Raw genomic sequence first — 21,271 nt, forward strand, 5'->3', positions numbered from 1 at the left:
ATATTAAATGCGGCATTCGCGGCGAAAAGTAATTGTCCATTGAAAAAAATAATAAAGAAAATGAGTATAGTAATTGGAAGCGGATTTCTATTAGTGGTAGTAATAGGGGTTCTATTTTTGTATTTAAGCCCCGAGTTTGGAGGTGCTCCTACCATGGAGCAGAAAAGGATCTATATTAAATCGCCCAACTATAAGGATGGTAAGTTCATCAATAAGGAACACGTAAAACTTGATATGAGTATGCGCGATATGGGAAAAAGTCTGGCAGGCTACTTTGGAGCCTCAACCCATACCAAGCCCGGTCGGAATATTCCCGTGGAGAAGTTGGATTCCATAGATATAGTTAATTACAAAGACAGTACACGTCTTATCTGGTTTGGTCATTCGGCTTTTCTGTTGCAAATGAACAACAAAACAATTTTGATCGATCCCATGTTCGGTAAGGTACCTGCACCACATCCCATGTTGGGTAGTAATAGATTTAGTAGGGAACTACCGATTGCTGTAGAAAAACTTCCGGTAATAGATGCCGTGATTATTTCCCATGATCATTATGATCATTTGGACTATGGTTCCATACAGAAATTAAAAGAGAAGGTGAATATGTTTTATACTCCTTTAGGGGTAGGGGCACACCTGCAAAAATGGGGAGTGGAAAAAGAGCGTATTGTGGAGTTGGATTGGTGGCAGGAAGTAACCCACGAGGGATTGGTTTTCAGATGTACCCCGGCCCAGCATTTTTCAGGAAGGGGATTTACCGATAGGGCAAACACTTTATGGAGTTCTTGGATAGTACAATCGGAAACCGATAATATTTTCTTTAGCGGAGACAGTGGCTATGGCCCGCATTTTAAGGAAATAGGAAACAAATACGGACCTTTCGATTTTGCGATGATAGAATGCGGACAGTACAATGAGATGTGGCCCGATATTCATATGTTTCCAGAGGAGACGGCCCAGGCAGGATTGGATGTGAGGGCAAAACAAATAATGCCAATTCACTGGGGGGCCTTTAAGTTGGCAATGCATCCTTGGACAGAACCTGTAGAACGGGTTACCAACAGGGCAAAGGAACTAAATTTGAATGTGTTGACTCCAAGAATTGGCGAACCTATCAACCTTGATCGATTGGAAGAATCAACCTCCGAGTGGTGGAAATAACCCTGAAATAGCTTATGATAACAATTTTTAAGACTAATGTAAATGAAGAACAAGAGTCAAGGGTCAGACAGTTTTTAAATCTGTTCAAGGAGATATTAAAAGTAGATTTTGATTTTGAGGATTCCGATAATATACTACGTATTGAAACTGTTGGAGATATTGCAACGCATGTGGAAGTAGTATTAAATTCCAACGGTTATTTCTGCAAAGAGCTGATTTAGGGGCGTGGTTTACCATTGATAAGTTCTTTTTGTGCCCAGCCTATAAATGGGCCATATATTATATAATAAATATTACTTTTGCAGCATCTTTTATTATAACAATATGAAGAAATATAAGATTGCAGTAGTACAGTTAAACCTCAATGATGTTGCCGAAAACAATTTAAAAAAGTGCATCACCTGGGTTAAAAAAGCAGCTGAGCAAGGGGCAGAGGTTATTTGTCTCCCTGAACTATACAGTAGCCATTATTTTTGCCAAAGTGAGGATACGGACAATTTTGCTTTGGCAGAGCCATTGTACGGTACCTCCTTTAAAGCCTTTAGTGCTTTGGCCAAGGAGCTGGGGGTGGTAATTATTGTACCATTCTTTGAAAAGCGAATGGCCGGTATTTATCACAACAGCGCGTATATCATTGATACCGACGGTACGGAAGCCGGACTATATAGAAAAATGCACATTCCGGACGATCCACATTTTTATGAAAAATTCTATTTTACCCCTGGGGATCTGGGCTTTAAGAACAATCCCACCAAAAAAGGTAATATAGGCACCCTAATATGTTGGGACCAATGGTATCCTGAAGCGGCTAGACTTACTGCGCTTAAAGGTGCTGAAGTCTTATTTTACCCAACTGCCATTGGCTGGCATCCCCAAGAAAAGGAAGAATATGGGGAAAAGCAATATAATGCTTGGATGAATGTAATGAAAGGTCACGCCGTGGCCAACGGGATATTTGTGGCTGCTGCCAATAGAATTGGCTTGGAGCAATACCTCCCCAATACTGCCGGTATTGAGTTTTGGGGAAAGTCATTTATTGCAGGCCCGCAAGGTGAAATTTTGGCCGAGGCCTCCCATGATAAGGAAGAGATCCTGATAGCAGAAGTGGATCTGGATCTACAGGAAAATGTACGTCAGAATTGGCCGTTTTTTAGGGATCGTCGTATAGATGCCTTTGCCGATATCACCAAAAGAGCTTTGGACTAAATGAGAAGGTTTCCTGCAGAATGGGAAAAACAGGAGGGCATTTTGCTCTGTTTTCCCCATAACGGTAACGATTGGCCAGGTAAGTACGGGGCCATACAATGGGCCTTTGTAGAATTTATTAAGAAGGTAACATTCTATGAACAGGTTTTTTTGGTAGTGGACAGTGCCCAACACCGGGAAAAGGTTACGGAAATGTTGGAAATGGCCACCGTGAATCTTAAAAGGATAACTTTTATAGTTCAGAAAACCAACCGTAGTTGGATGCGGGATTCCGGGCCCATTATTGTTAAAAATGGCAAGAACCGGGAAGCCTTAAACTTTAATTTTAATGGTTGGGCCAAATATTCCAATTATAAACTGGATAGAAAGGTGCCCATGGCCATTTCGGAAATCTTGGAAGTACCTTTGACACAAGTGGTTTACAATGGAAAACCCGTTGTTTTGGAAGGTGGGGCGTTGGAAGTGAATGGTAAGGGAACCTTGATTACTTCAGAGGAGTGTCTTTTACATCCAACAATACAGATAAGAAATGCCAACTTTACCAAAACGGATTATGAAGCTATCTTTAAGGAATACCTGGGTATAACCAATACCATTTGGGTGGGAGATGGCATTACAGGAGACGACACCCATGGTCATATTGACGATTTGTGCAGATTTGTGGATGCTGAAACTATAGTAACGGTAGTGGAGTCCAACCCGAAGCACAAAAATTATAAGGCCCTTCAAGATAATTTACAGCGCCTAAAAGAGGCTAAGTTGGAAAATGGTCAATCGCCAAAAATCGTAGCCCTTCCTATGCCAAAGGATATAGTTTTTGAGGGTTTGACCCTACCCGCCAGTTATGCCAATTTTTTGATTCTTAACAACTGTGTGTTGGTTCCTACATTCAATGATGCTGCAGATAGAATTGCGTTAAATACTTTGGCCACCTGCTTTCCGGATAGGGAAGTCATAGGTATTAGTGCCATTGATCTAATATGGGGTTTTGGGACGCTGCATTGTTTGAGCCAGCAAATCCCGGTCTAGTTTTATTGGCTATTAATAGGTTCCTACTTTGTTCCTCCAGACATTTCATTACTAGACCATGCCTATCTTCCAATAGGTAGGTTCAATCTGCGCTCTATATTTCGGATGGCTACAAGTTGCCCTAGCAAAAAGTTTTTGTATTCTTTTTTACATATTGGTGTGCATTGCTTTTGACATGAAAGCAATAGTATATTCTTACGACCAACAAAGAGAAGAAAATGCTAATTACGGGTATTGTGGAGCAATCTATGTACGTATAAAAAGTATTTGAAAAACAAGGAGCGGTTTATGAAATTTATAGGGCATACGGATGAGTATCTTTTTTTAAAAACTATTGATAACCATAGTTGTGATATATTAAAAGAGCAAATTGAAAGTAGCCTCACTATTTTGTGGTTTCAATCCGATACCAATATTCTTGTTATAGATGGTAAGGAAGAAGTGTTTTCTAAAAACCAAATCATTTTTTTAACGGAGTTCCATCAAATTGTTCCCAAGAAAATTGGAGAAATTAGATTTTTAAGGTTTAATAGACCTTTTTACTGTATTCTTGATCATGACAGCGAGGTAGGATGTAAGGGCATCCTGTTCTTTGGCGCTTCCCAACTCCCGGTGATAACCCTTGCCCAGGAGGATCATGAAAAATTTGATACGCTTTGGAAAATGTTCACCATAGAAATGGAATCCAATGATAATTTGCAGATAGATATGTTGCAAATGATGCTTAAGCGTTACTTGATATTGTGCGCCAGACGATATAAAAATCAGGAAAACTATCCCGCAGAGCGTAATGAAACCGACCTTGTTAGGGAATTTAATTTTCTAGTTGAGCAGCATTTTAGATACAAACATAGTGTTGCGGAATATGCCGAATTGCTGCATAAGTCTCCAAAAACCATATCCAATGTTTTTTCAAAAATGGATTCGAAATCGCCCTTGAAATATATCCATGACCGGATAGCTTTAGAAGCCAGGCGGATGCTGTACTATACAGATAGGCCCGTCAAGGAAATCGCCTACGAACTTGGATTTGATGACATACAGGCTTTTAGTCGATTTTTTAAGAAACAAGAGGGTATTTCCCCTTCGGAATATAAAGAAAAAGGGGATTTGGGAACAATTGCCAATTCTTCGGGAATTACTACCTAACAAAACCCATCTTCCAGGTCGCATCTTTGCATTGTTAAAATTAAGTACAACAATTAAAATACAATACAATGGAAAGATTTCAAGTACCAAGTAGAGAAGAAGTATCAACGAACAATCAAGCAATTTTCGACAATCTGAAAAAGGCAGTAGGATTCGTCCCTAATTTGTATGCCTATTATGCAAAGAATGAGACAGCATTGGGAGATTACCTAGCATTGCAGAATCGTAAAACTACCTTAAAGGCAAAGGAAAAAGAAGTTATTAATCTAGTGGTGAGTCAGTTCAATGGATGTAACTACTGTTTATCTGCCCATACACAAATTGGTAAAATGAACGGGTTTACCGAAGATCAAATTTTAGAGATTAGGACGGGTGCTGCCAGTTTTGACACGAAACTGGATGCTTTGGCGAAGTTTGTATTGTCTACAGTTCAGAATAACGGAAAGGCCTCTGAAAAAGTGAAGGAAGAACTTTTTGGTGCCGGTTATACCGAGGCCAATATGATCGATGTGGTTATAGTTATTGGAGACAAGACGATTAGTAATCTAATTCACAATTTGGCGAATTTTAAAATAGATTTCCCTTTAGCGGAAGAACTCCAGACAGCAGATATATAAATCAGTATTAGTAAATAAACACCCTTGGGTGTCAATAAATCCAATGGGTCAAAAATAAGAAACAAAATGAGTACAAAAATAAACATCAAGAATTTACCGGTAGGCTACCAGTCAGTCATAAGCAATGGAAAACACGCTATACTTGGGGACGAGCCCATCCCTTCCAAAGGTACCGATTTAGGGTTTTCCCCAGTGGAATTGGTATTGGCAGGAATCTCCATGTGTAAAGTGGCCACAATAAGAAATGTTGCCAGACGAAAAGGCTGGGAAATAGGGGAGGTGGATGCCCAATTGGAACAAACGGCAGTGCGCCAGCCCAATGGCAGCTTTAAAACCATAGTGGAATCCGACATCCAAATTCAGGGAAATCTCACCGAGGAGCAAAGGGAGCTATTGGTCCGTGAGGCGGACAATTGTTATGTTACCAGACTGGTCAGGGGAGAATGGGAATTTCAGGAATCAGCACAATTGGAGCCTGCGGAGGTATAGATTAATAATCCATTATATTTTCAATTAAATTAGCCCCGGTGTTTACATCGGGGTTACTTTTTTAATATCCCACAATACATTCCAGTCTTAAAGGTCGTATATCGAGATTTTATTAAGAATCAATGAAAAAGAGTAATTAATTTGGTAGAACAATTGTACTGATTAACTTAGAGCTTAAATAATATGTAATTTATCATGAAAAGATTCAAGGCTCTCGACGTCTTCCGCGGATTGACTATTTGTTTAATGATAATCGTTAATACTCCAGGGGATTGGGACCTTACCTTCGCTCCGTTATTACATGCCAAATGGAATGGTTTTACTCCGACCGACTTGGTTTTTCCTTCTTTTCTTTTTGCGGTAGGAAATGCTTTTGCATTCGTTAAGACCAGATGGGCCGACAAACCCCTTTCGGAAGTTTTTCAGAAAATTATAAAAAGGACCTTAATTATCTTTTTATTGGGATATCTAATGTATTGGTTTCCTTTTGTGTCATGGACAGACTCCGGGGACCTGGCCTTGGTTCCATTTAGTGAAACGCGGATATTGGGAGTGTTACAGCGAATAGCAATTTGTTATTTTATTGGAGCAACCATGATTTATTTCCTTACCAACCGCCAGCTTATTATCGCCTCTGCAATTATCCTCCTTGGCTATTGGGGGTTGCTCAGTGCCTTTGGCGACTATACCTTAGAAGGCAACCTGGTGAGAACCCTTGACAGGTTAATTCTTGGTGACAGTCACCTTTATGGGGGTGATGGACTTCCGTTCGATCCAGAAGGGCTGTTAAGTACGTTGCCGGCTATCTGTAATGTAATAGCAGGGTATCTAGTTGGAAAGTTTGTTATTCAAGGGGGTATTTCTTATGAAAAATTGGCCAAAATGTTCATGATAGCTGCAGGGTTATTGGCCGTTGCGTATTTTTGGAATTTAAGCTTTCCTGTCAACAAGAAGTTATGGACAAGTTCGTTTGTGATTCTTACCATTGGCCTCGACATAGTTGTGTTGTCCATTCTTATTTATGCTATAGAATTTCTTAAAAAGCCGATAAACTTTAATTTCTTCGAAGTCTTTGGAAAGAACTCGCTCTTCATTTACCTACTCTCGGAATATTTGGCCATTACTTTGCTTTTTGTCCGCGTTAATGAAAATCAAAGTTTGTACAATTATATCTACGAAAAGGGATTCAGTTGGTTCGGACCTTATTACGGGTCTTTCGTCTTCGCCTTGGTCTTTATGATGTTATGTTGGTTGATAGGACTTTGGTTGGACAAAAAGAAGATTTACATTAAGGTCTAATCCCTACCTTGTATTTGAAAAAGGGAAGTTGTATGGCAACTTGCAAAATCAACTTTATCAAAGAAATTAAAATTAAGAGGCTTCCTTAAAGTACCGGTCTAGCGTAGTATAGGTTTGTCATGTTTAGCGCAGTGGAGGTATGTCAGGTCGAGCGCAGTCGAGACCTTATTCTTATTACCGTTTTGAAAAACACGGACCTCCCGACTGTTCTCTAGGGGATATGATATAAATATTTTAATTGATTGATTTAAAGTTGGATATGAATATATAGTTAATTTATGTCAACTAAAGATAAATGAGAAATATTAAATTTTAATAATATCCGTAGGGGTTTCCACTAAAATGGTCATTTTACCGCGGATGGCAATGGGTTGCTTCATAATCTCAGGGTTGTGCCTAATCATTTTTATCCAATCGTCTGTAGAAAATTCGTGGGGATCAAAATGGGCTTTATAAGATGGATGTTCTTGGTTCACCAAACCCTTTACCTCAATACCTAACCTATCCGCCAATTCAGCAATTTGGGTCCCTGTTAAAGGGACTTTAAGGATGTCAATTTCAAATATCGGCAATCCTTCAGCTTTGGCATAGGCCAAGGTTTGCTTGGCTCTTGTGGATTTGGAACTGTAATATAGTGTTATCTGTCTTTCCGAGGTAGCTATTTCTCCCATAGGTTTATTTTAAAATTGTCTTACCCATTTTTTGTATGGGTCTCTAAATGATGTTTTATCAATTGCTTTAAACTCTCCAAATATTCTTTTAAATCTTCCTTGTTTACATGGGGGTGACTTTTTGCAGGAATAGTCAAAGGATTTTCATCCAAAGAACGATATAGCTCAGGATAATTGGTTTCAATATCGGAAGTGAGCTGTGAAATTTCGCCTAATACTTTTCTTAAATCATTCATGGTGAAAAATGTATTGATTGATACTATAAATATAAAGAAGTTTTTAGTTTTAAACCCTGATGACGGTCATGTAAATCATAATTCCTCCTCAGAAAAACTTCATGGAATAGGAAGCCGACTCAATAATAAAAAAAAACTGATATGGATTACGACCTATGTCCTGTTCTCGACGAACCAAAGTCCTGTTCTTTTATTTTTAAAGTAATTAAAGGCTTATTGTACCTCCATATTGGGTTAATTTTTTGAAACCATCTCTATTTGGAACAATTCAATTATATTTATGAATCTAGAAGCTTTACTTGTGCAAAAGCACATTTATAGGTTTTTAAAAATGTCACTGCTATGTACAGTTGGTAGGGTACTACTAAACTTAAGGGCCAATAAAAAGAAAAATAATAATGAAAGCAATAGGATTTAAACAATCATTACCCATTACGGAAAAGAATAGTTTTATAGCCTTTGAAACTGAGAAACCAACCCCAACGGGATATGATTTGTTGGTTAAAATATGGGCTATATCCGTCAACCCGGTCGACTTTAAAATTAGACAAAATGCCGCAAAGGATATGGTGTTGGACACTCCTAAAATTATTGGATGGGATGCGGTAGGAATCGTGGAGGCCGTAGGTGATAAAACTTCAAAGTTCAAGGTAGGGGACGAGGTATATTATGCCGGAGACATTACCAGAGGTGGTTGCAATGCCGAATATCAGCTAATAGATGAACGGATTGTTGGGCACAAACCTAAAAATTTGAGTGTACCCGAGGCAGCGGCCATGCCCTTGACAAGCTTAACCGCCTACGAAGCGCTGTTCGATCGTATTAGGATCGATCCAGAAAAAGACAGGGGTAAAGCGGTTCTGGTCATAGCGGGTGCCGGCGGGGTAGGCTCCATCGCCATTCAATTGGCCAAGAAATTGTGTAACCTTACGGTTATCGCCACGGCTTCCAGGGAGGATTCCATAACCTGGTGCAAAGATTTGGGAGCGGATCATGTAGTGAATCACTACAATTTAAAAGAGGAATTGGAGAAGATTGGTCATAGTCAGGTCAACTATATTTTGGATTTCGTGGATTTGGAGGGCTATTGGGAATTGGCGACCGATATAATTAAACCCCAGGGACACATTGTTTCCATTACCGGTAGCAGTAAACCCTTAAATCTAAATTTATTAAAAAATAAGAGCGTTACCTTTTCTTGGGAGTTTATGTACACCCGCTCCATGTATAATACAGAGGACATAGAGCGCCAACAAGATATTTTAAACCATATGTCCCAATTATTGGATGAGGGCACTTTAAAAACTACATTGACTACCACGCTTTACGGGCTTACGGTAGATAACTTAAAGACTGCACATGAAATGCAGGAGTCCGGTAAAACTATTGGTAAAACGGTAATTTTATTTTAAGGACACCGGTAATTGTTTTATTTTTCAAAGGTTACTTTTGTATTGTATTGATAAAATATTGGATGTATGACCATTGAAGAAAAATTGGTAAGCATGGGCATTGTGCTGCCCAAAGTGGCACCTAGGGGAGTGGGGAATTATGTTTCCTGGACAATTAGTAATAATACCCTTTACACCTCTGGTCAGTTACCATGGAAAGATGGGGAGTTTGGAGTTTTGGCTTATACCGGTAGGGTAGGGAGCGACCTAAATATAGAGGAGGGGTATAACTGTGCGCGTATTTGTGCCATTAATGCCATTGCCCAACTAAAGGATGCAGTAAAAGACTTGGAAAGGGTCAAAAAAATTATCCGCTTGGACTGCCATATACAGGCCGCTGAGGGGTTCAAGGATCATTCAGATGTCTTGGACGGAGCTTCGGATGTAATGAATGAAGTGTTTGGGGATAGGGGAATCCACACCCGATCGGCAATAGGCATTTATCAATCGCCATTGGACGTTCCGGTAATAGTCTATTTAATTGCCGAGATCGATTAACTGCAGTTTCGAATAATGTTGATCTTAAGTTTTAAACTATAGGAGTCAATACAATAGGGTAAAACATTATAAATCAACCCTTTTTCCAGTTTTCACCGCCTTGTAAATGGCATCGATAATTTTCAAATCTTTAAGACCTTCCTCCCCGTCGACGGGTACAATAGGTTGTACCCCTTCAAAAATAAGTTGGGCCATACCATCCATCTGAAGGGTCTGGTGGGTTATATGTGGCTGGGTTAGTTCTCCCTGGTGTGTTCTGCCCTTAATTGGGCCATAGCCTGTGGAGGGTTGCATTTCTACAAATCCCTTTTCTCCATTTAGAAAAAAACGGTCCAAATGTCTCATGGCATAGGTAGATAGACACGAAGCTGTTGCACCACTGGGAAACCCCATCTGAAATTGTATGGTTTCATCCACACCTTCCTTAAATTTTACGGGATCTGTCTTGGTTTCTTGGGCCGTAACCCAAATTGGTTCCTCGCCCAGCATGTACCGGGCTCCGTTAATGGAATAAATACCAATATCCATCATTGCGCCACCACCGGCCAGTTTTTTATTCAATCGCCATTGTGTAGGGTCTCCAATGGTAAATCCAGATAGCCCTTGAAAGAACTTGAGCTTTCCAAATTCTCCAGCCTTTCGCATGCGTATTACTTCTACGGTCTTGGGTTCATAATGCATGCGATAGCCTACCAATAATTTTACATTTGCCGCTTTACAGGCATCTACCATTTCCTGCCCTTCTTTGGCATTGATGCCCATGGGTTTTTCACAGATTACATGTTTTCCTGCTTTGGCTACCCTAATTACTTGGTCCTTATGCAGTCCGTTAGGGGTAATAACATAAACGGCATCTATATCCGGGTTGTTTTTAATTTGATCAAAGTTGTCGTAGTTATAACAATTTTTTTCGGGTATGCCATACTTGGCACGCCAGTCCACCACTTTTGATGGAGTACCACTTATAAGTCCCACCAGCTTGGCTCTCTGGCAAGATTCCATGGCTTTGGCAACTCGAGTACCATAACTTCCAAGTCCCATTATGGCAACCCTTAAAATGGGCCCATCATAGGGCTTGCTGGAGGCAGCAAACAGCTTTGCTGGACTGTATAAAATTGGTAAACTGATTGCGGAAACGGTTAATTTTCCCAAAAAATCTCTTCTAGAACCCATAATGATCGTATTTGTGTGTCCTAAAAATAACTAAAATGAAGTTATACCGGCAATAGATAAAGAAATGTTTTGTCAAAATTTGGAGACCTTCTGAAATCCATATTCAATAACAACGAAAAATTAGGCGTTCTGTCCTTGGCCAATACAAAGCCTAAACCTATATCGGCGTTGAAAAATATCCATGTTTACATGGACTATTAAGGAGCCCATGGTAGCGTTTTAAAGTGCAGTGGACAGTAGATCCTGATAAAAGGTTACCTTTGCAGGCTTTTATCGGCACATGCAAAATCAAAATAGAATTTCCTTAATAAAGCCTCAAGAGTTTCCTTTTTTCTATGGTTATGTGGTTCTTTTTATTGGTAGTATTGGCATTTTAGCGAGTATTCCGGGGCAGACCATAGGCGTATCTGTTTTTACGGATCCCGTAAAAGATGCTTTGGGATTATCAAGAAATGAGTTTAGTAACGCGTATATGATCGGTACCTTGTTGAGTTCTGCCTTGGTGGCGCGGGCCGGGCGATGGTTCGATGCCTATGGTGCTAGATATGTGGCATTCTTTGCCACCCTGCTCTTGGGAGTGTCTCTATTAATATTTTCTGTTTCCGTTGAAATTAGTGGGGCCATTAAGGCGCTTTTTAATTTTGATTCCTGGTTGATTCCGTTTTTATTGATCACATTTTTATTTTTTTTAATTAGGTTTAGTGGTCAGGGGGTATTGACCATGGCCTCTAGGAATATGATCATGATGTGGTTTAAGAAAAATAGGGGAAAAATTAATTCCATAAGCAGTATTACAGTATCCCTAGGCTTTTCCAGTGCCCCGATTCTGTTGAATAGGCTTATAGACGACCATGGCTGGGCCAGCAGTTGGCAAATAATGGCCCTGTCCCTTTTTATTTTTTGCCTCTGTATTTTACTGTTGTATAGAAATAGGCCGGAGGATTTCGATTTGCTTCCCGATGGACATGATAAGAAGGAAGTGGACCAAGAGGCTGAGGAAATCGAGACCGACTTTACCTTAAAAGAAGCTAAAAAAACTCGGGCCTTTTGGATGTTTGGACTGGTTTTGGCTTTCAATAGTTTTTATGTAACGGGATTTACATTTCATATCGTCTCTATTTTTGGAAGTCAGGATTACACAAAGGCCGAAGCCATCGCAATTTTTTTGCCCATGTCCATAATAGCAATATTCGTATCAACTACCTGCAACATTTTAAGTGATTACATTCAGCATAAAATCTATTTGTTCATTATGTTGGCAAGTGGGGTAGTGGCCTCGTTGGGACTATTGTTTCTCGCTTATCCTATAGGGGTATATTTGTTGGTCGGGGGGCTAGGGACTATGGGTGGTTTATTTGCAGTAATCAATGCAGTTACATGGCCCAGTTTTTTCGGTAGAAGGTATTTAGGTTCCATCTCAGGAAAAGTAATGAGCTTTTTGGTTATAGCCAGCGCCGTTGCGCCTAGTCTTTTTAGCTATTGCTATACAACCTTGGGATCTTATAGATATATAAGTTACATCACCTTAGCTTTTTTATTGTTTTTGATCATTGGGTCTTTTAAGGTGAAGAATCCACAATAAGAAACAGTGTATTTTTTATTCTTGGTTATGGAATAGCCATCGGGTTTATCCGGTACAGGCATTTCGGGTTAAAAGCCTATATTCTCCGTTGTTCTTAAACTCTCGAATGGAGATGCCTACATACTTTTTAAAGGTTTTTGAGAGATGGCTAACATCAGTAAAGCCCAATTCCTGTGCAATTTCGGTCAGTGTAAAATCGGAATTCAATAAGCGAATTTCCACCAATTTTAATTTTGCCTTTATAATGTATTCCCGCAAGGGCATATTCACTTGCTTTTTAAAATACTCACTTACATAGGTGGTAGACATCATAAATACATCTGCCAGGTTTTCCACTTTTAAAAGCTCGGTCTTATCAATATTCTCGTTGATATAGGTGAGCATCTTTGAGATTTTATCATCGGTATTATTCTTTGGTCCGTCAAAATAATTGGTTTTTTTGATGTTCCTGATCAATATCTCCAAAATACTGGTCATTAGACTTGTTATCAGGTTTATGGACTCTTGGCCGTAGTCTCTGGATTCTTGCAAAATCATGGAAATTAAACTTTCCATATGACGTTTGTCCAAGTCGTTCTTAATGATATCTCCGGGTAACTGATTGTAGTTGGAAAGTATATAGGAAGCTTCTTTGAACCATTCATTTCTAATAATGGACATGCCCTTGGTATTTTTGAAAAATGAATCTGTAAACTTCAAAAAGACGAACCTTGTGGGTTGTTCAATAGTAAAAGAGTGACATTTTAGAGGAGGCAGTAGAAAGATACTGCCTCTAGAATAGGCAACCTCATTATAGTTGATACACTGCGTACCTTCTCCTTCTTTTATTAAAACCAGTTCAAAGAAGTTGTTTTTGACCGGGCGCTGTTTCCATTCCGATAATTCCAGTTCTTGTATTTCAAAAGGTTTGTGAGTCTCTAATACTTGCATTTTTGGCTAATTTTTAAGTAAAATTAAGTAAAATACATATACAGCATCAATTATTTAGTCTATTAACCTTTAGAAATACATAAATACCCAAGTTTTTTACCAAAAAGATCATGGCCAGTGCAGGTAACTTTGTCCCTGAATTTAAACGGAATCAAAAAAATAAAAAATGAATACACCAAACATTTCAAAAAAGGACATTATAAACGCTTTTCAATTTAGACACGCTACCAAAGAATTTGACGCTACCAAGAAAGTATCGGATGCCGATATGAATTTCATTTTGGAAACGGCACATTTATCCCCCAGCTCTTTTGGTTTTGAACCTTGGCATTTTATAGTGGTCCAGGATAAGGAATTAAGGGAAGCACTAAAACCTGTAGCTTGGGGAGCACCTGTAAAATTAGATACTGCAAGCCACTTTGTATTGGGGTTGAGTATGAAGGCGCCCATGACCAAATGGGATTCCGATTACATCATGTCCATGATGAAGGATGTAAAACAATTACCTGAAGAGGTAATAGAAATGTATTCCAAATTTTATAGGGAATTCCAGGAGCGCGATTTTAATCTGGATAACGATAAAAAGTTGTTCGATTGGGCCTCAAAACAAACCTATATCGCTTTAGGAAACATGATGACTTCCGCGGCATTGATAGGTATAGACAGTTGTCCTATTGAAGGATTCCATCAAGAAAAAGCAGAAGCCCTATTGCGGGAAAAATTCGGTGTGGATACGGATAAATACGGTTTATCCTATATGGCGGCATTTGGTTACAGAAAGGAAGAACCAGCTTTTGCCAAATCGAGAAGGAATAAAGAAGATATAGTTACCTGGTTGTAGTACTTAAACAAATAAAAGAAAAAATTATGAAAGCAATAGGATATAAAAAGAACCTTCCAATTGAAAATATAAAATCCTTACAGGATATAGAACTGAATGTGCCCCAAGTAAAGGGTAGGGATATTTTGGTTGAAATTAAAGCCATTTCTGTTAATCCGGCCGATTATAAAGTACGTGCAGGAATGCCGGCAGAAGATGATCAATGGAAAGTAATTGGTTGGGATGCTACTGGAATAGTAAAAGAAGTTGGAGAGGATGTCAGTTTGTTTAAGGTAGGTGACGAAGTTTGGTATGCCGGAGATTTTACACGTCCTGGTAGTTATGCACAATTTCAATTGGTGGATGAGCAAATAGTAGGCAGAAAACCTTCCAGCTTATCGTATGCCGAAGCAGCGGCCTTGCCATTAACGACCCTAACGGCTTGGGAAATGTTGTTCGACAGACTTCAGGTAGAGAAAGACAACCCCAACAAAAGCATATTGGTTATTGGAGCAGCAGGTGGAGTAGGGTCAATTCTAGTGCAATTGGCTAAAAAACTCACTAGGCTAAAAATTATAGGTACGGCTTCCAGAGAAGAAACTACATCATGGTTAAAAGAGTTGGGTGCGGATGCGGTAATTAATCACAGGAACAAATTAAGTGATGAATATGCCAAATATGGGATTTCTGCACCAGATTATGTTGTGAGTTTAAATGGCACCGAACAACATGCAGAGGAGATTGTAAAAGTAATAAAACCACAAGGTAGATTCAGCTTTATAGACGATCCAAAATCGTTCGATGTGATGCCGTTTAAAGTAAAATCGGTATCTACCCACATCGAGTTCATGTTTACTAGATCTATGTTTCAAACCGAAGATATTATGGAACAACACCATATTTTAAACGAAGTATCCACTTTAATAGATAAAGGGGTTGTTAAAACTACTCTGGGTGAAAACTTCGGTGTTATTAATGCGGAAAATCTACGTAAGGCCCATGCCTTTTTAGAAACAGGAAAAGCAAAAGGTAAGATTGTTTTAGAAGGGTTTTAAACCTGATGGGTTAGATAATTAAAAAATCAATGACACTGCGAGTGTTTTAATTGGAATAGAATGAACATAAGAAAAGCAATAACTGCATTGACAATAACAGCATTATTTGCCAATAATACTGTAAGAGCACAGGTAAATACGATTGATTCCGTAGCTACTTCTAAAGTGCAGCATTTCAATTTTAATGAAATGGAATCGGAATCTATTGGTAAAGGTATTCAACGTAAATGGTTTCATGGAGAAAAAGGGCAGATGACCATTTTTAACCTTGAAAAAGGAGCTCATATTCCATGGCACAAACATCCAAATGAGCAGATTACCTATATCATCTCCGGTAAAGTGAAAATTAAGACCGTTATAGACGGTAAAGAAGAGTTTGTTATTGTTTCTGGTGGAGAAGTGATTGTGTTTCCCGAAAATGTACCCCATGAATTTTGGGCGTTGGAAAAAACGGTGGATTTAGACGTGCACGTTCCTGTTAGAGAGGATTGGTTGTCTAAAGAATTACCAGATTATTTACAAAACAGCCAATGAGATGAAGAATTTGTCTAGAACATTGGTATTCTTTGCTTTAGCTAAGACAATTTAATATGAGAGAATTCGAACCCATAAATAAAGCCTACAACAGTGTATTTCAAGTTGATGAATTGAGCATTGGAATAGTAGTGCCTATAGAAAACTACGACCAAGGGCTAATGCCTACCATGGAGCATCACTTGGAACGTGTAGAACTTATTGAAGATCTAGGCTTTAAATCCTTATGGATTAGGGATGTACCTTTTAATGTGCCTTCCTTTGGCGATGCGGGTCAAATGTATGATCCATTTACCTATTTGGGATTTTTGGCGGGCAAGACGTCGAAAATAGCATTGGGTGTTTCCAGTATCGCTTTGCCCGTGCACCATCCGGTGCATGTGGCGAAATCCGCTGCCACCATAGATCAATTATCGGGCGGGAGGTTGCTTTTAGGGGTGGCTTCTGGTGATCGATTTGACGAATATCCCGCCATGGGCATCGATTATGATAATCGCGGGGAGTTATTTCGGGAAGCCTTCCAATACATTCGTAGGTCGCAGGAGAGTTTTCCTGTATTGGAAACTAAAAACTTTGGTGATTTAAAAGGGAATATAGATATACTTCCAAAAGCTAAAAACCATAAAATTCCTTTGTTGATGACCGGTTTTAGTCAGCAGTCCTTGAAGTGGAATGCCAAAAACGCAAATGGATGGATGTACTACCCCAGGGATCCCCGACAACAGAAATACAGAATTGAAGAATGGCGGGCACTGGTGGCCGAATCGGGCGAATTCGACAAACCTTTTATGCAACCTTTATATGTGGATCTTCAGGAAGACGATAATTTTATGCCCCAACCCATACATTTGGGATTAAGAACGGGTGCAAATTATTTAAATACTTATTTGCATCATTTAAAAACTATTGGCGTAAATCATGTAAGTATAAATTTAAGGTTCAATTCCAATCGCATGGAAGAAACTTTGGAGCGACTGGCAGAAAAAGTATTGCCTGAATTTCATACCACTAAAAAAGAGAAAGCGATAATATGAGCAAAACAATAGTAATTACAGGAAGCACGGACGGCATAGGAAAATTGGCGGCTATACAATTGGCTAAAAAAGGCCACGAAGTTTACCTACACGGTAGAAATAAAGAAAAACTCACTGCGGTGATTTCAGAAATTAAAGAACTTTCAAAAAATGAAAATGTAAAAGGGTTTGTGGCCGATTTTACAGATTTGGATGAGGTTTCTTTAATGGGCGAACAAATTAAAAACGAAATCCCCAAAATTGATGTTCTCATTAATAATGCGGGTATTTTTAAAAGCAAGACCGCTACCAACAAAAATGGATTGGATACTAGAATAGTGGTTAATTATCTGGCACCTTATATGTTAACGAATGCCATTCTTCCCAATATAAAAAAATCGAAAGAAGCACGAATTGTTAATTTAAGCTCCGCTGCTCAATCCCCTGTATCAGATGACGTTGTGTTTGGAAAAACGCGGCTATCCGAAAACGAATCCTATGCACAGAGCAAATTGGCCTTGACCATGTGGAGTTTCAATTTGGCCAAAAAAGAACCAGCAATTACAGTAATTGCTGTGAACCCCGGTTCCCTATTAAACACTAAAATGGCTAATGAAGCCTACGGACAGCATTGGGCCCCAGCTGAAAAAGGGTCAAATCTATTAGTGAATCTGGCGATCTCAGAAACGTATAAAAACGATTCCGGAAAATATTTTAATAATGATATGGGACAGGATAGAGGAGTATTTGCCCCAGCCCATACCGATGCTTATGACCAAGATAAAATAAGACAACTTATAGGGATCACCAATGAAATTTTGGGAAATCTAGTCTCCTAAATGATTGTCCGCTCATTTTAATTTGAGGTCCAATGCCCAGCTATTATCGTCAATATAATTCATCAGTACTGCAAAAAAGGCTACATGGAAAAGTTGTGACGGTAATATAGGCCAGTTCTCTATTAAAGTGGTTCCAAAGATCAACATGAGCATGATCAGCGCCCCCAAAAGAATCGCTTGCTTGGTAAAAAGGCCTATAAGCAAAAGAAGCCCTATACAAAGTTCAAGTACGGGAAGTGCATAACTAAAGGGCACAATAATGATCTCTGGCAACATGGAGCCCTCAAAACTTTTGACCATCCATTTACTAAAACCCGAAAGTTTGGGCAAGCGTACCAATCCGTGCCCAAACATGCTTAACCCTATCGCCAGGCGCAACATTAAATAACTAATATTGTTCATTACTTTTTTGTAGCAAATATATAAAAATGTGGGAGGGTGCATTTATATTGACAGTGTCAAGAACGTTTTTACCCCCTCTTTTAGATGATGTGCAATTTATCGGTCAATTTTTATTCTTACTACCTTTAAAAATACTTTAAAATTGGTTTTTAGTATCTTTGTAAAAAGTACGGCAGGATTGTTTTACGCAATACGCTGTGATTTCCAATTAAAATTGGAACCTTTTAATGCTTTATATCCATAAAGGACAAAAACCTTATACTCAAGTTCAATCAAGTAATTATACCGTTCAAGGCTGTGACTTAGGTAGTTATGTGTTCTATAGGTCATTAATGGTTTGGGGTATACGATAGGCGTTCTATCAATATCCAGGAACGGTATGAAAATTGCACAGCAACTTGGAAATGCCTAAAACCCGGATAATAGTTCGCTAACTTATTTTTGGTAAGTGCTACTTTGGACAGCTTCCACGTATATTGAGATATAACGTTTATATTAAAAAGTAGGGTAGCAGGTGCCAGAGTATTAATGAAGCTGTAGGACAGATTCATAGAATAAAATAGTTAAACCCCCGAAGAAAAGAGTATGAAGGATTTTGAACCTATTAACAAAGCATATAACAGTGTATTTCAACCCGATGAACTGAGCATTGGAATTGCAATGCCTATAGAGAACTACGATCAAGGATTAATGCCTACCATGGAGCATCACTTGGAACGTGTGGAATTATTGGAAGAATTGGGCTTCAAGGCCCTTTGGATTCGTGACGTACCCTTTAATGTACCTTCTTTTGGCGATTCGGGCCAGATGTACGATCCCTTTACTTATTTAGGATTTTTGGCAGCTAAAACCAAAAAAATAGCATTGGGTGTTTCCAGTATAGCTTTGCCACTACACCATCCGGTACATGTGGTGAAATCCGCTGCCACCATAGACCAATTATCAGGTGGGAGGTTGCTTTTAGGAGTGGCTTCAGGCGATAGATCTGAAGAATATCCCGCAATGGGAATCGAATATGAGAACCGTGGGGAATTGTTTCGGGAGGCCTTTGAATACATTCGTAAGTCACAGCAGAGTTACCCTAAATTGGAAACCAAAAATTTTGGCGTTTTAAAAGGGGATATAGATATCCTTCCAAAAGCCAAAAGCCATAAAATTCCCTTATTGATGACCGGCTTTAGTCAGCAGTCTTTGGAGTGGAACGCCAAAAACGCCAATGGGTGGATGTATTACCCCAGAGACCCAAGACAACAGAAATACAGAATTGAAGAATGGCGGGCATTGGTTGCTGAAACATGTATTTTTGACAAGCCTTTTATGCAGCCTATGTATGTAGATCTTCAAGAAGACGATGATTTTAGGCCAGAACCCATTCATTTAGGCTTTAGGACGGGTGCTAATTATTTGAACACCTATTTACATCATTTAAAAACTATTGGCGTAAACCATGTTAGTATAAATCTAAGGTTCAATTCCAATAGTATGGAACGCACCTTGGAGCGACTGGCAGAAAAAGTATTGCCAGAATTTCAAAAGAATAAAAAGTCAGCAAAAATATAATGGGCAAAGCACAAGTTGTTAGAGGAAGGCGGACACCAAACGATAGACCTTGAGGGCAATGCCCAAAGGTTTTTAATAACGGAAAATGACTTATCCCCACATGAAGGTTGACGGCACGTAAGGACCGGCCTATTTTCAATTTACTTAAGTGGTTATTATTGCCTGCCTTCGGCAGACAGGTTTTTTATAGATTTTCGTGAATCTTCGATTTCGTATTAAATCAAGTGGTTTTCACATTGGAAGGCGGAAGGCGTCCATAGAGCATTTCACCCAAGTGAAAGCGGCCTGGACGCCGGGGCCGTGGAAAGTGCGTAGATTTAAAGAAATTTAAAATCAGCTTGGCCATGGCTACAGCTGGCTCCTCCTAACCAAGGCACACCGTACCTTGGTTATTCGGCCCTGGTCGTTTTTTATTCATCGGCTGGTCTATTGATTTTTAAAGGTATTCATGAATGCTACGCATTTGGGCGATGCAAAAAATGAACAGGACACAAACTTGAAATAGTAAATTATATTTTTTTGTTATTCACACACAACTTTTGGGATTGATCCGGGAAAGGTGCTATTTGGGTTCGTCAAGATTTATCACCTGATAAGGTGCTTTGTGGTCTAATCGGGAATATTGAACCGCTCGGCTATTTCTTCATAACTGAATTTGGTATAATCTACGGGAGCTGATTTTCCGCTTTCAGGAATGCCCCCAGGAATCAAAATGTATCGGAATTCTATGAGCAGCAAAGGCTGACCGATTACATCAGAATCTATCGATTCAACGATAAGTCTTAAATTATATAAACTACCTGGCCGTGCGGAATAACTTTGGTTACGACCGAAAATTACTGCAGGGAGTTGATATACTACATCGCCGGCTGATTTGCCATACACGAGAACTGCGCCATTTTCTTTGATATCCTCAGTCAGTCCCGGAGCAATTATAAAAGAATTCCAATTTAAGTAGGTATTAGGATCAAAAGTGAAAGGGGATGTTATCCATTCGGAATAAATCACATTGGCTGTACCAGCAGGTCCTACTTCGCCTTGTGGTCCGGCAGGCCCTTGTTGGCCCTGTATTCCTTGTTCTCCTTGTGGACCAATATCACCATCTTTCGAACAGGCCATGGTTAAAGTGCCCATTAAAAGAATGGCAAATAATCGCGTTGTGGAATTCATTTTCATAATACCTTTATTTTATGGCTAATAGCATTTAAATTACATCTCGAAATCAGTGCGAGAGGGTAATTATTTTAAAGGGCTAAATTAAAGATGCCATTCAGGAAGGGATGTCACATATGTAACAAAATATATAAGAGAAGTAACATGTACCATCCTTATAATTAATATATCTTTCCGTTTACATAATAGCCGTCTACGGCGGTCAGCCTAAACCCTTTTTGGTGATATCTGTTAACTGCATCTTGATATTTTTGGCCTGTTATCGCTTGTAACTCTATCCAATTCTTGATCGTATGGGGGTTCATTTCTTCATTTACAGTTGTGTGCGCATGGGTCTTGTGGACTATGAAAAATAGCAGGACCATACACCAAACGATTGTGTTT

Annotated in this window: 24 protein-coding genes; 17 read left to right on the forward strand and 7 right to left on the reverse strand. The window is 39.2% G+C overall.

Annotation, left to right across the window (positions count from 1 at the left end; all coding sequences use genetic code 11):
- Positions 1-60: 60 nt before the first annotated feature.
- The 8 genes from KO529_RS12020 (at position 61) to KO529_RS12055 (ending at position 6,950) form a co-directional block, all read left to right on the forward strand.
- Positions 61-1,161 (forward strand): MBL fold metallo-hydrolase, encoded by a 1,101-nt coding sequence (locus KO529_RS12020; RefSeq protein WP_215948124.1) that lies wholly within the window; start codon positions 61-63, stop codon positions 1,159-1,161.
- A gap of 14 nt (positions 1,162-1,175) precedes the next feature.
- Complete coding sequence (locus KO529_RS12025) at positions 1,176-1,382, forward strand: hypothetical protein (RefSeq protein WP_215948125.1); 207 nt, start codon at positions 1,176-1,178, stop codon at positions 1,380-1,382.
- A gap of 103 nt (positions 1,383-1,485) precedes the next feature.
- Positions 1,486-2,367, forward strand: a complete 882-nt coding sequence (locus KO529_RS12030) for a carbon-nitrogen hydrolase (protein ID WP_215948126.1) — start codon at positions 1,486-1,488, stop codon at positions 2,365-2,367.
- The gene (locus KO529_RS12035) at positions 2,368-3,396 is read left to right on the forward strand and encodes an agmatine deiminase family protein (protein ID WP_215948127.1); all 1,029 of its coding nucleotides are present in this window, start codon (positions 2,368-2,370) and stop codon (positions 3,394-3,396) included.
- Between the two features lie 288 nt (positions 3,397-3,684).
- Positions 3,685-4,545: a helix-turn-helix domain-containing protein gene (locus tag KO529_RS12040; RefSeq protein WP_215948128.1), complete on the forward strand. Its 861-nt coding sequence runs from the start codon at positions 3,685-3,687 to the stop codon at positions 4,543-4,545.
- 68 nt (positions 4,546-4,613) lie between these two features.
- Positions 4,614-5,162, forward strand: a complete 549-nt coding sequence (locus KO529_RS12045) for a carboxymuconolactone decarboxylase family protein (RefSeq protein WP_215948129.1) — start codon at positions 4,614-4,616, stop codon at positions 5,160-5,162.
- Between the two features lie 66 nt (positions 5,163-5,228).
- Positions 5,229-5,651 (forward strand): OsmC family protein, encoded by a 423-nt coding sequence (locus KO529_RS12050; protein WP_215948130.1) that lies wholly within the window; start codon positions 5,229-5,231, stop codon positions 5,649-5,651.
- A gap of 195 nt (positions 5,652-5,846) precedes the next feature.
- Positions 5,847-6,950 carry an acyltransferase family protein gene (locus tag KO529_RS12055; RefSeq protein WP_215948131.1) on the forward strand — a complete coding sequence of 368 codons (1,104 nt, stop codon included), beginning with the start codon at positions 5,847-5,849 and terminating at the stop codon, positions 6,948-6,950.
- A 305-nt stretch (positions 6,951-7,255) separates the two neighbouring features.
- Here KO529_RS12055 and KO529_RS12060 read toward each other — a convergent pair whose 3' ends face one another.
- Both KO529_RS12060 and KO529_RS12065 read right to left on the reverse strand, forming a co-directional pair.
- Positions 7,256-7,621: an arsenate reductase family protein gene (locus KO529_RS12060; RefSeq protein WP_215948132.1), complete on the reverse strand. Its 366-nt coding sequence runs from the start codon at positions 7,619-7,621 to the stop codon at positions 7,256-7,258.
- A gap of 20 nt (positions 7,622-7,641) precedes the next feature.
- A complete protein-coding gene (locus KO529_RS12065; RefSeq protein WP_215948133.1) occupies positions 7,642-7,857 on the reverse strand; it encodes a hypothetical protein in 216 nt (71 codons plus the stop codon).
- A gap of 398 nt (positions 7,858-8,255) precedes the next feature.
- Between KO529_RS12065 and KO529_RS12070 the strand changes: the two genes are divergently transcribed.
- Both KO529_RS12070 and KO529_RS12075 read left to right on the forward strand, forming a co-directional pair.
- Complete coding sequence (locus KO529_RS12070; protein ID WP_215948134.1) at positions 8,256-9,269, forward strand: zinc-binding alcohol dehydrogenase family protein; 1,014 nt, start codon at positions 8,256-8,258, stop codon at positions 9,267-9,269.
- Between the two features lie 66 nt (positions 9,270-9,335).
- Positions 9,336-9,806, forward strand: a complete 471-nt coding sequence (locus KO529_RS12075) for a RidA family protein (RefSeq protein WP_215948135.1) — start codon at positions 9,336-9,338, stop codon at positions 9,804-9,806.
- Between the two features lie 66 nt (positions 9,807-9,872).
- Here KO529_RS12075 and KO529_RS12080 read toward each other — a convergent pair whose 3' ends face one another.
- A complete protein-coding gene (locus tag KO529_RS12080; RefSeq protein WP_215948136.1) occupies positions 9,873-10,979 on the reverse strand; it encodes a Gfo/Idh/MocA family protein in 1,107 nt (368 codons plus the stop codon).
- 280 nt (positions 10,980-11,259) lie between these two features.
- Between KO529_RS12080 and KO529_RS12085 the strand changes: the two genes are divergently transcribed.
- A complete protein-coding gene (locus KO529_RS12085) occupies positions 11,260-12,561 on the forward strand; it encodes an MFS transporter (protein ID WP_215948137.1) in 1,302 nt (433 codons plus the stop codon).
- A 45-nt stretch (positions 12,562-12,606) separates the two neighbouring features.
- Here the strand turns inward: KO529_RS12085 and KO529_RS12090 are convergent, their stop codons facing one another.
- Positions 12,607-13,491, reverse strand: coding sequence for an AraC family transcriptional regulator (locus KO529_RS12090; RefSeq protein ID WP_215948138.1), 885 nt, complete (start codon positions 13,489-13,491; stop codon positions 12,607-12,609).
- 166 nt (positions 13,492-13,657) lie between these two features.
- Here KO529_RS12090 and KO529_RS12095 point away from each other — a divergent pair, with 166 nt between their 5' ends.
- The 5 genes from KO529_RS12095 to KO529_RS12115 are packed head-to-tail and all read left to right on the forward strand — an operon-like array spanning position 13,658 to position 17,752.
- The gene (locus KO529_RS12095; RefSeq protein ID WP_215948139.1) at positions 13,658-14,332 is read left to right on the forward strand and encodes an NAD(P)H-dependent oxidoreductase; all 675 of its coding nucleotides are present in this window, start codon (positions 13,658-13,660) and stop codon (positions 14,330-14,332) included.
- Positions 14,333-14,358: 26 nt separating this feature from the next.
- A complete protein-coding gene (locus tag KO529_RS12100) occupies positions 14,359-15,366 on the forward strand; it encodes a zinc-binding alcohol dehydrogenase family protein (protein ID WP_215948140.1) in 1,008 nt (335 codons plus the stop codon).
- Between the two features lie 60 nt (positions 15,367-15,426).
- A complete protein-coding gene (locus KO529_RS12105) occupies positions 15,427-15,900 on the forward strand; it encodes a cupin domain-containing protein (protein ID WP_215948141.1) in 474 nt (157 codons plus the stop codon).
- 56 nt (positions 15,901-15,956) lie between these two features.
- Positions 15,957-16,934 (forward strand): LLM class oxidoreductase, encoded by a 978-nt coding sequence (locus KO529_RS12110; RefSeq protein WP_215948142.1) that lies wholly within the window; start codon positions 15,957-15,959, stop codon positions 16,932-16,934.
- Positions 16,931-17,752, forward strand: a complete 822-nt coding sequence (locus KO529_RS12115; RefSeq protein ID WP_215948143.1) for an SDR family NAD(P)-dependent oxidoreductase — start codon at positions 16,931-16,933, stop codon at positions 17,750-17,752. Before KO529_RS12110 ends, KO529_RS12115 begins: the two co-directional genes overlap by 4 nt.
- Positions 17,753-17,764: 12 nt before the next feature.
- Here KO529_RS12115 and KO529_RS12120 read toward each other — a convergent pair whose 3' ends face one another.
- Complete coding sequence (locus KO529_RS12120) at positions 17,765-18,154, reverse strand: DoxX family membrane protein (RefSeq protein WP_215948144.1); 390 nt, start codon at positions 18,152-18,154, stop codon at positions 17,765-17,767.
- A gap of 585 nt (positions 18,155-18,739) precedes the next feature.
- Between KO529_RS12120 and KO529_RS12125 the strand changes: the two genes are divergently transcribed.
- Positions 18,740-19,714, forward strand: a complete 975-nt coding sequence (locus KO529_RS12125; protein ID WP_215948145.1) for an LLM class oxidoreductase — start codon at positions 18,740-18,742, stop codon at positions 19,712-19,714.
- Between the two features lie 609 nt (positions 19,715-20,323).
- Here KO529_RS12125 and KO529_RS12130 read toward each other — a convergent pair.
- The gene (locus KO529_RS12130) at positions 20,324-20,890 is read right to left on the reverse strand and encodes a hypothetical protein (protein WP_181422831.1); all 567 of its coding nucleotides are present in this window, start codon (positions 20,888-20,890) and stop codon (positions 20,324-20,326) included.
- 158 nt (positions 20,891-21,048) lie between these two features.
- A complete protein-coding gene (locus KO529_RS12135) occupies positions 21,049-21,252 on the reverse strand; it encodes a hypothetical protein (protein WP_215948146.1) in 204 nt (67 codons plus the stop codon).
- Positions 21,253-21,271 lie beyond the last annotated feature (19 nt).

This window comes from Arenibacter algicola (assembly GCF_018860365.1).
GTDB classification, from domain to species: Bacteria; Bacteroidota; Bacteroidia; order Flavobacteriales; family Flavobacteriaceae; genus Arenibacter; species Arenibacter algicola_B.

Excerpts from the sequence above, each read along its gene's own strand:
- KO529_RS12095 (WP_215948139.1), top strand. The coding sequence starts at position 13,658 with ATGAATACACCAAACATTTCAAAAAAGGACATTATAAACGCTTTTCAA.
- KO529_RS12035 (WP_215948127.1), top strand. The coding sequence starts at position 2,368 with ATGAGAAGGTTTCCTGCAGAATGGGAAAAACAGGAGGGCATTTTGCTC.
- KO529_RS12055 (WP_215948131.1), top strand. The coding sequence starts at position 5,847 with ATGAAAAGATTCAAGGCTCTCGACGTCTTCCGCGGATTGACTATTTGT.
- KO529_RS12080 (WP_215948136.1), bottom strand. The coding sequence starts at position 10,979 with ATGGGTTCTAGAAGAGATTTTTTGGGAAAATTAACCGTTTCCGCAATC.
- KO529_RS12070 (WP_215948134.1), top strand. The coding sequence starts at position 8,256 with ATGAAAGCAATAGGATTTAAACAATCATTACCCATTACGGAAAAGAAT.
- KO529_RS12100 (WP_215948140.1), top strand. The coding sequence starts at position 14,359 with ATGAAAGCAATAGGATATAAAAAGAACCTTCCAATTGAAAATATAAAA.
- KO529_RS12065 (WP_215948133.1), bottom strand. The coding sequence starts at position 7,857 with ATGAATGATTTAAGAAAAGTATTAGGCGAAATTTCACAGCTCACTTCC.
- KO529_RS12090 (WP_215948138.1), bottom strand. The coding sequence starts at position 13,491 with ATGCAAGTATTAGAGACTCACAAACCTTTTGAAATACAAGAACTGGAA.
- KO529_RS12130 (WP_181422831.1), bottom strand. The coding sequence starts at position 20,890 with ATGAAAATGAATTCCACAACGCGATTATTTGCCATTCTTTTAATGGGC.
- KO529_RS12110 (WP_215948142.1), top strand. The coding sequence starts at position 15,957 with ATGAGAGAATTCGAACCCATAAATAAAGCCTACAACAGTGTATTTCAA.
- KO529_RS12105 (WP_215948141.1), top strand. The coding sequence starts at position 15,427 with ATGAACATAAGAAAAGCAATAACTGCATTGACAATAACAGCATTATTT.
- KO529_RS12020 (WP_215948124.1), top strand. The coding sequence starts at position 61 with ATGAGTATAGTAATTGGAAGCGGATTTCTATTAGTGGTAGTAATAGGG.
- KO529_RS12060 (WP_215948132.1), bottom strand. The coding sequence starts at position 7,621 with ATGGGAGAAATAGCTACCTCGGAAAGACAGATAACACTATATTACAGT.
- KO529_RS12120 (WP_215948144.1), bottom strand. The coding sequence starts at position 18,154 with ATGAACAATATTAGTTATTTAATGTTGCGCCTGGCGATAGGGTTAAGC.
- KO529_RS12025 (WP_215948125.1), top strand. The coding sequence starts at position 1,176 with ATGATAACAATTTTTAAGACTAATGTAAATGAAGAACAAGAGTCAAGG.
- KO529_RS12030 (WP_215948126.1), top strand. The coding sequence starts at position 1,486 with ATGAAGAAATATAAGATTGCAGTAGTACAGTTAAACCTCAATGATGTT.
- KO529_RS12050 (WP_215948130.1), top strand. The coding sequence starts at position 5,229 with ATGAGTACAAAAATAAACATCAAGAATTTACCGGTAGGCTACCAGTCA.
- KO529_RS12040 (WP_215948128.1), top strand. The coding sequence starts at position 3,685 with ATGAAATTTATAGGGCATACGGATGAGTATCTTTTTTTAAAAACTATT.
- KO529_RS12085 (WP_215948137.1), top strand. The coding sequence starts at position 11,260 with ATGCAAAATCAAAATAGAATTTCCTTAATAAAGCCTCAAGAGTTTCCT.
- KO529_RS12115 (WP_215948143.1), top strand. The coding sequence starts at position 16,931 with ATGAGCAAAACAATAGTAATTACAGGAAGCACGGACGGCATAGGAAAA.
- KO529_RS12135 (WP_215948146.1), bottom strand. The coding sequence starts at position 21,252 with ATGGTCCTGCTATTTTTCATAGTCCACAAGACCCATGCGCACACAACT.
- KO529_RS12125 (WP_215948145.1), top strand. The coding sequence starts at position 18,740 with ATGAAGGATTTTGAACCTATTAACAAAGCATATAACAGTGTATTTCAA.
- KO529_RS12045 (WP_215948129.1), top strand. The coding sequence starts at position 4,614 with ATGGAAAGATTTCAAGTACCAAGTAGAGAAGAAGTATCAACGAACAAT.
- KO529_RS12075 (WP_215948135.1), top strand. The coding sequence starts at position 9,336 with ATGACCATTGAAGAAAAATTGGTAAGCATGGGCATTGTGCTGCCCAAA.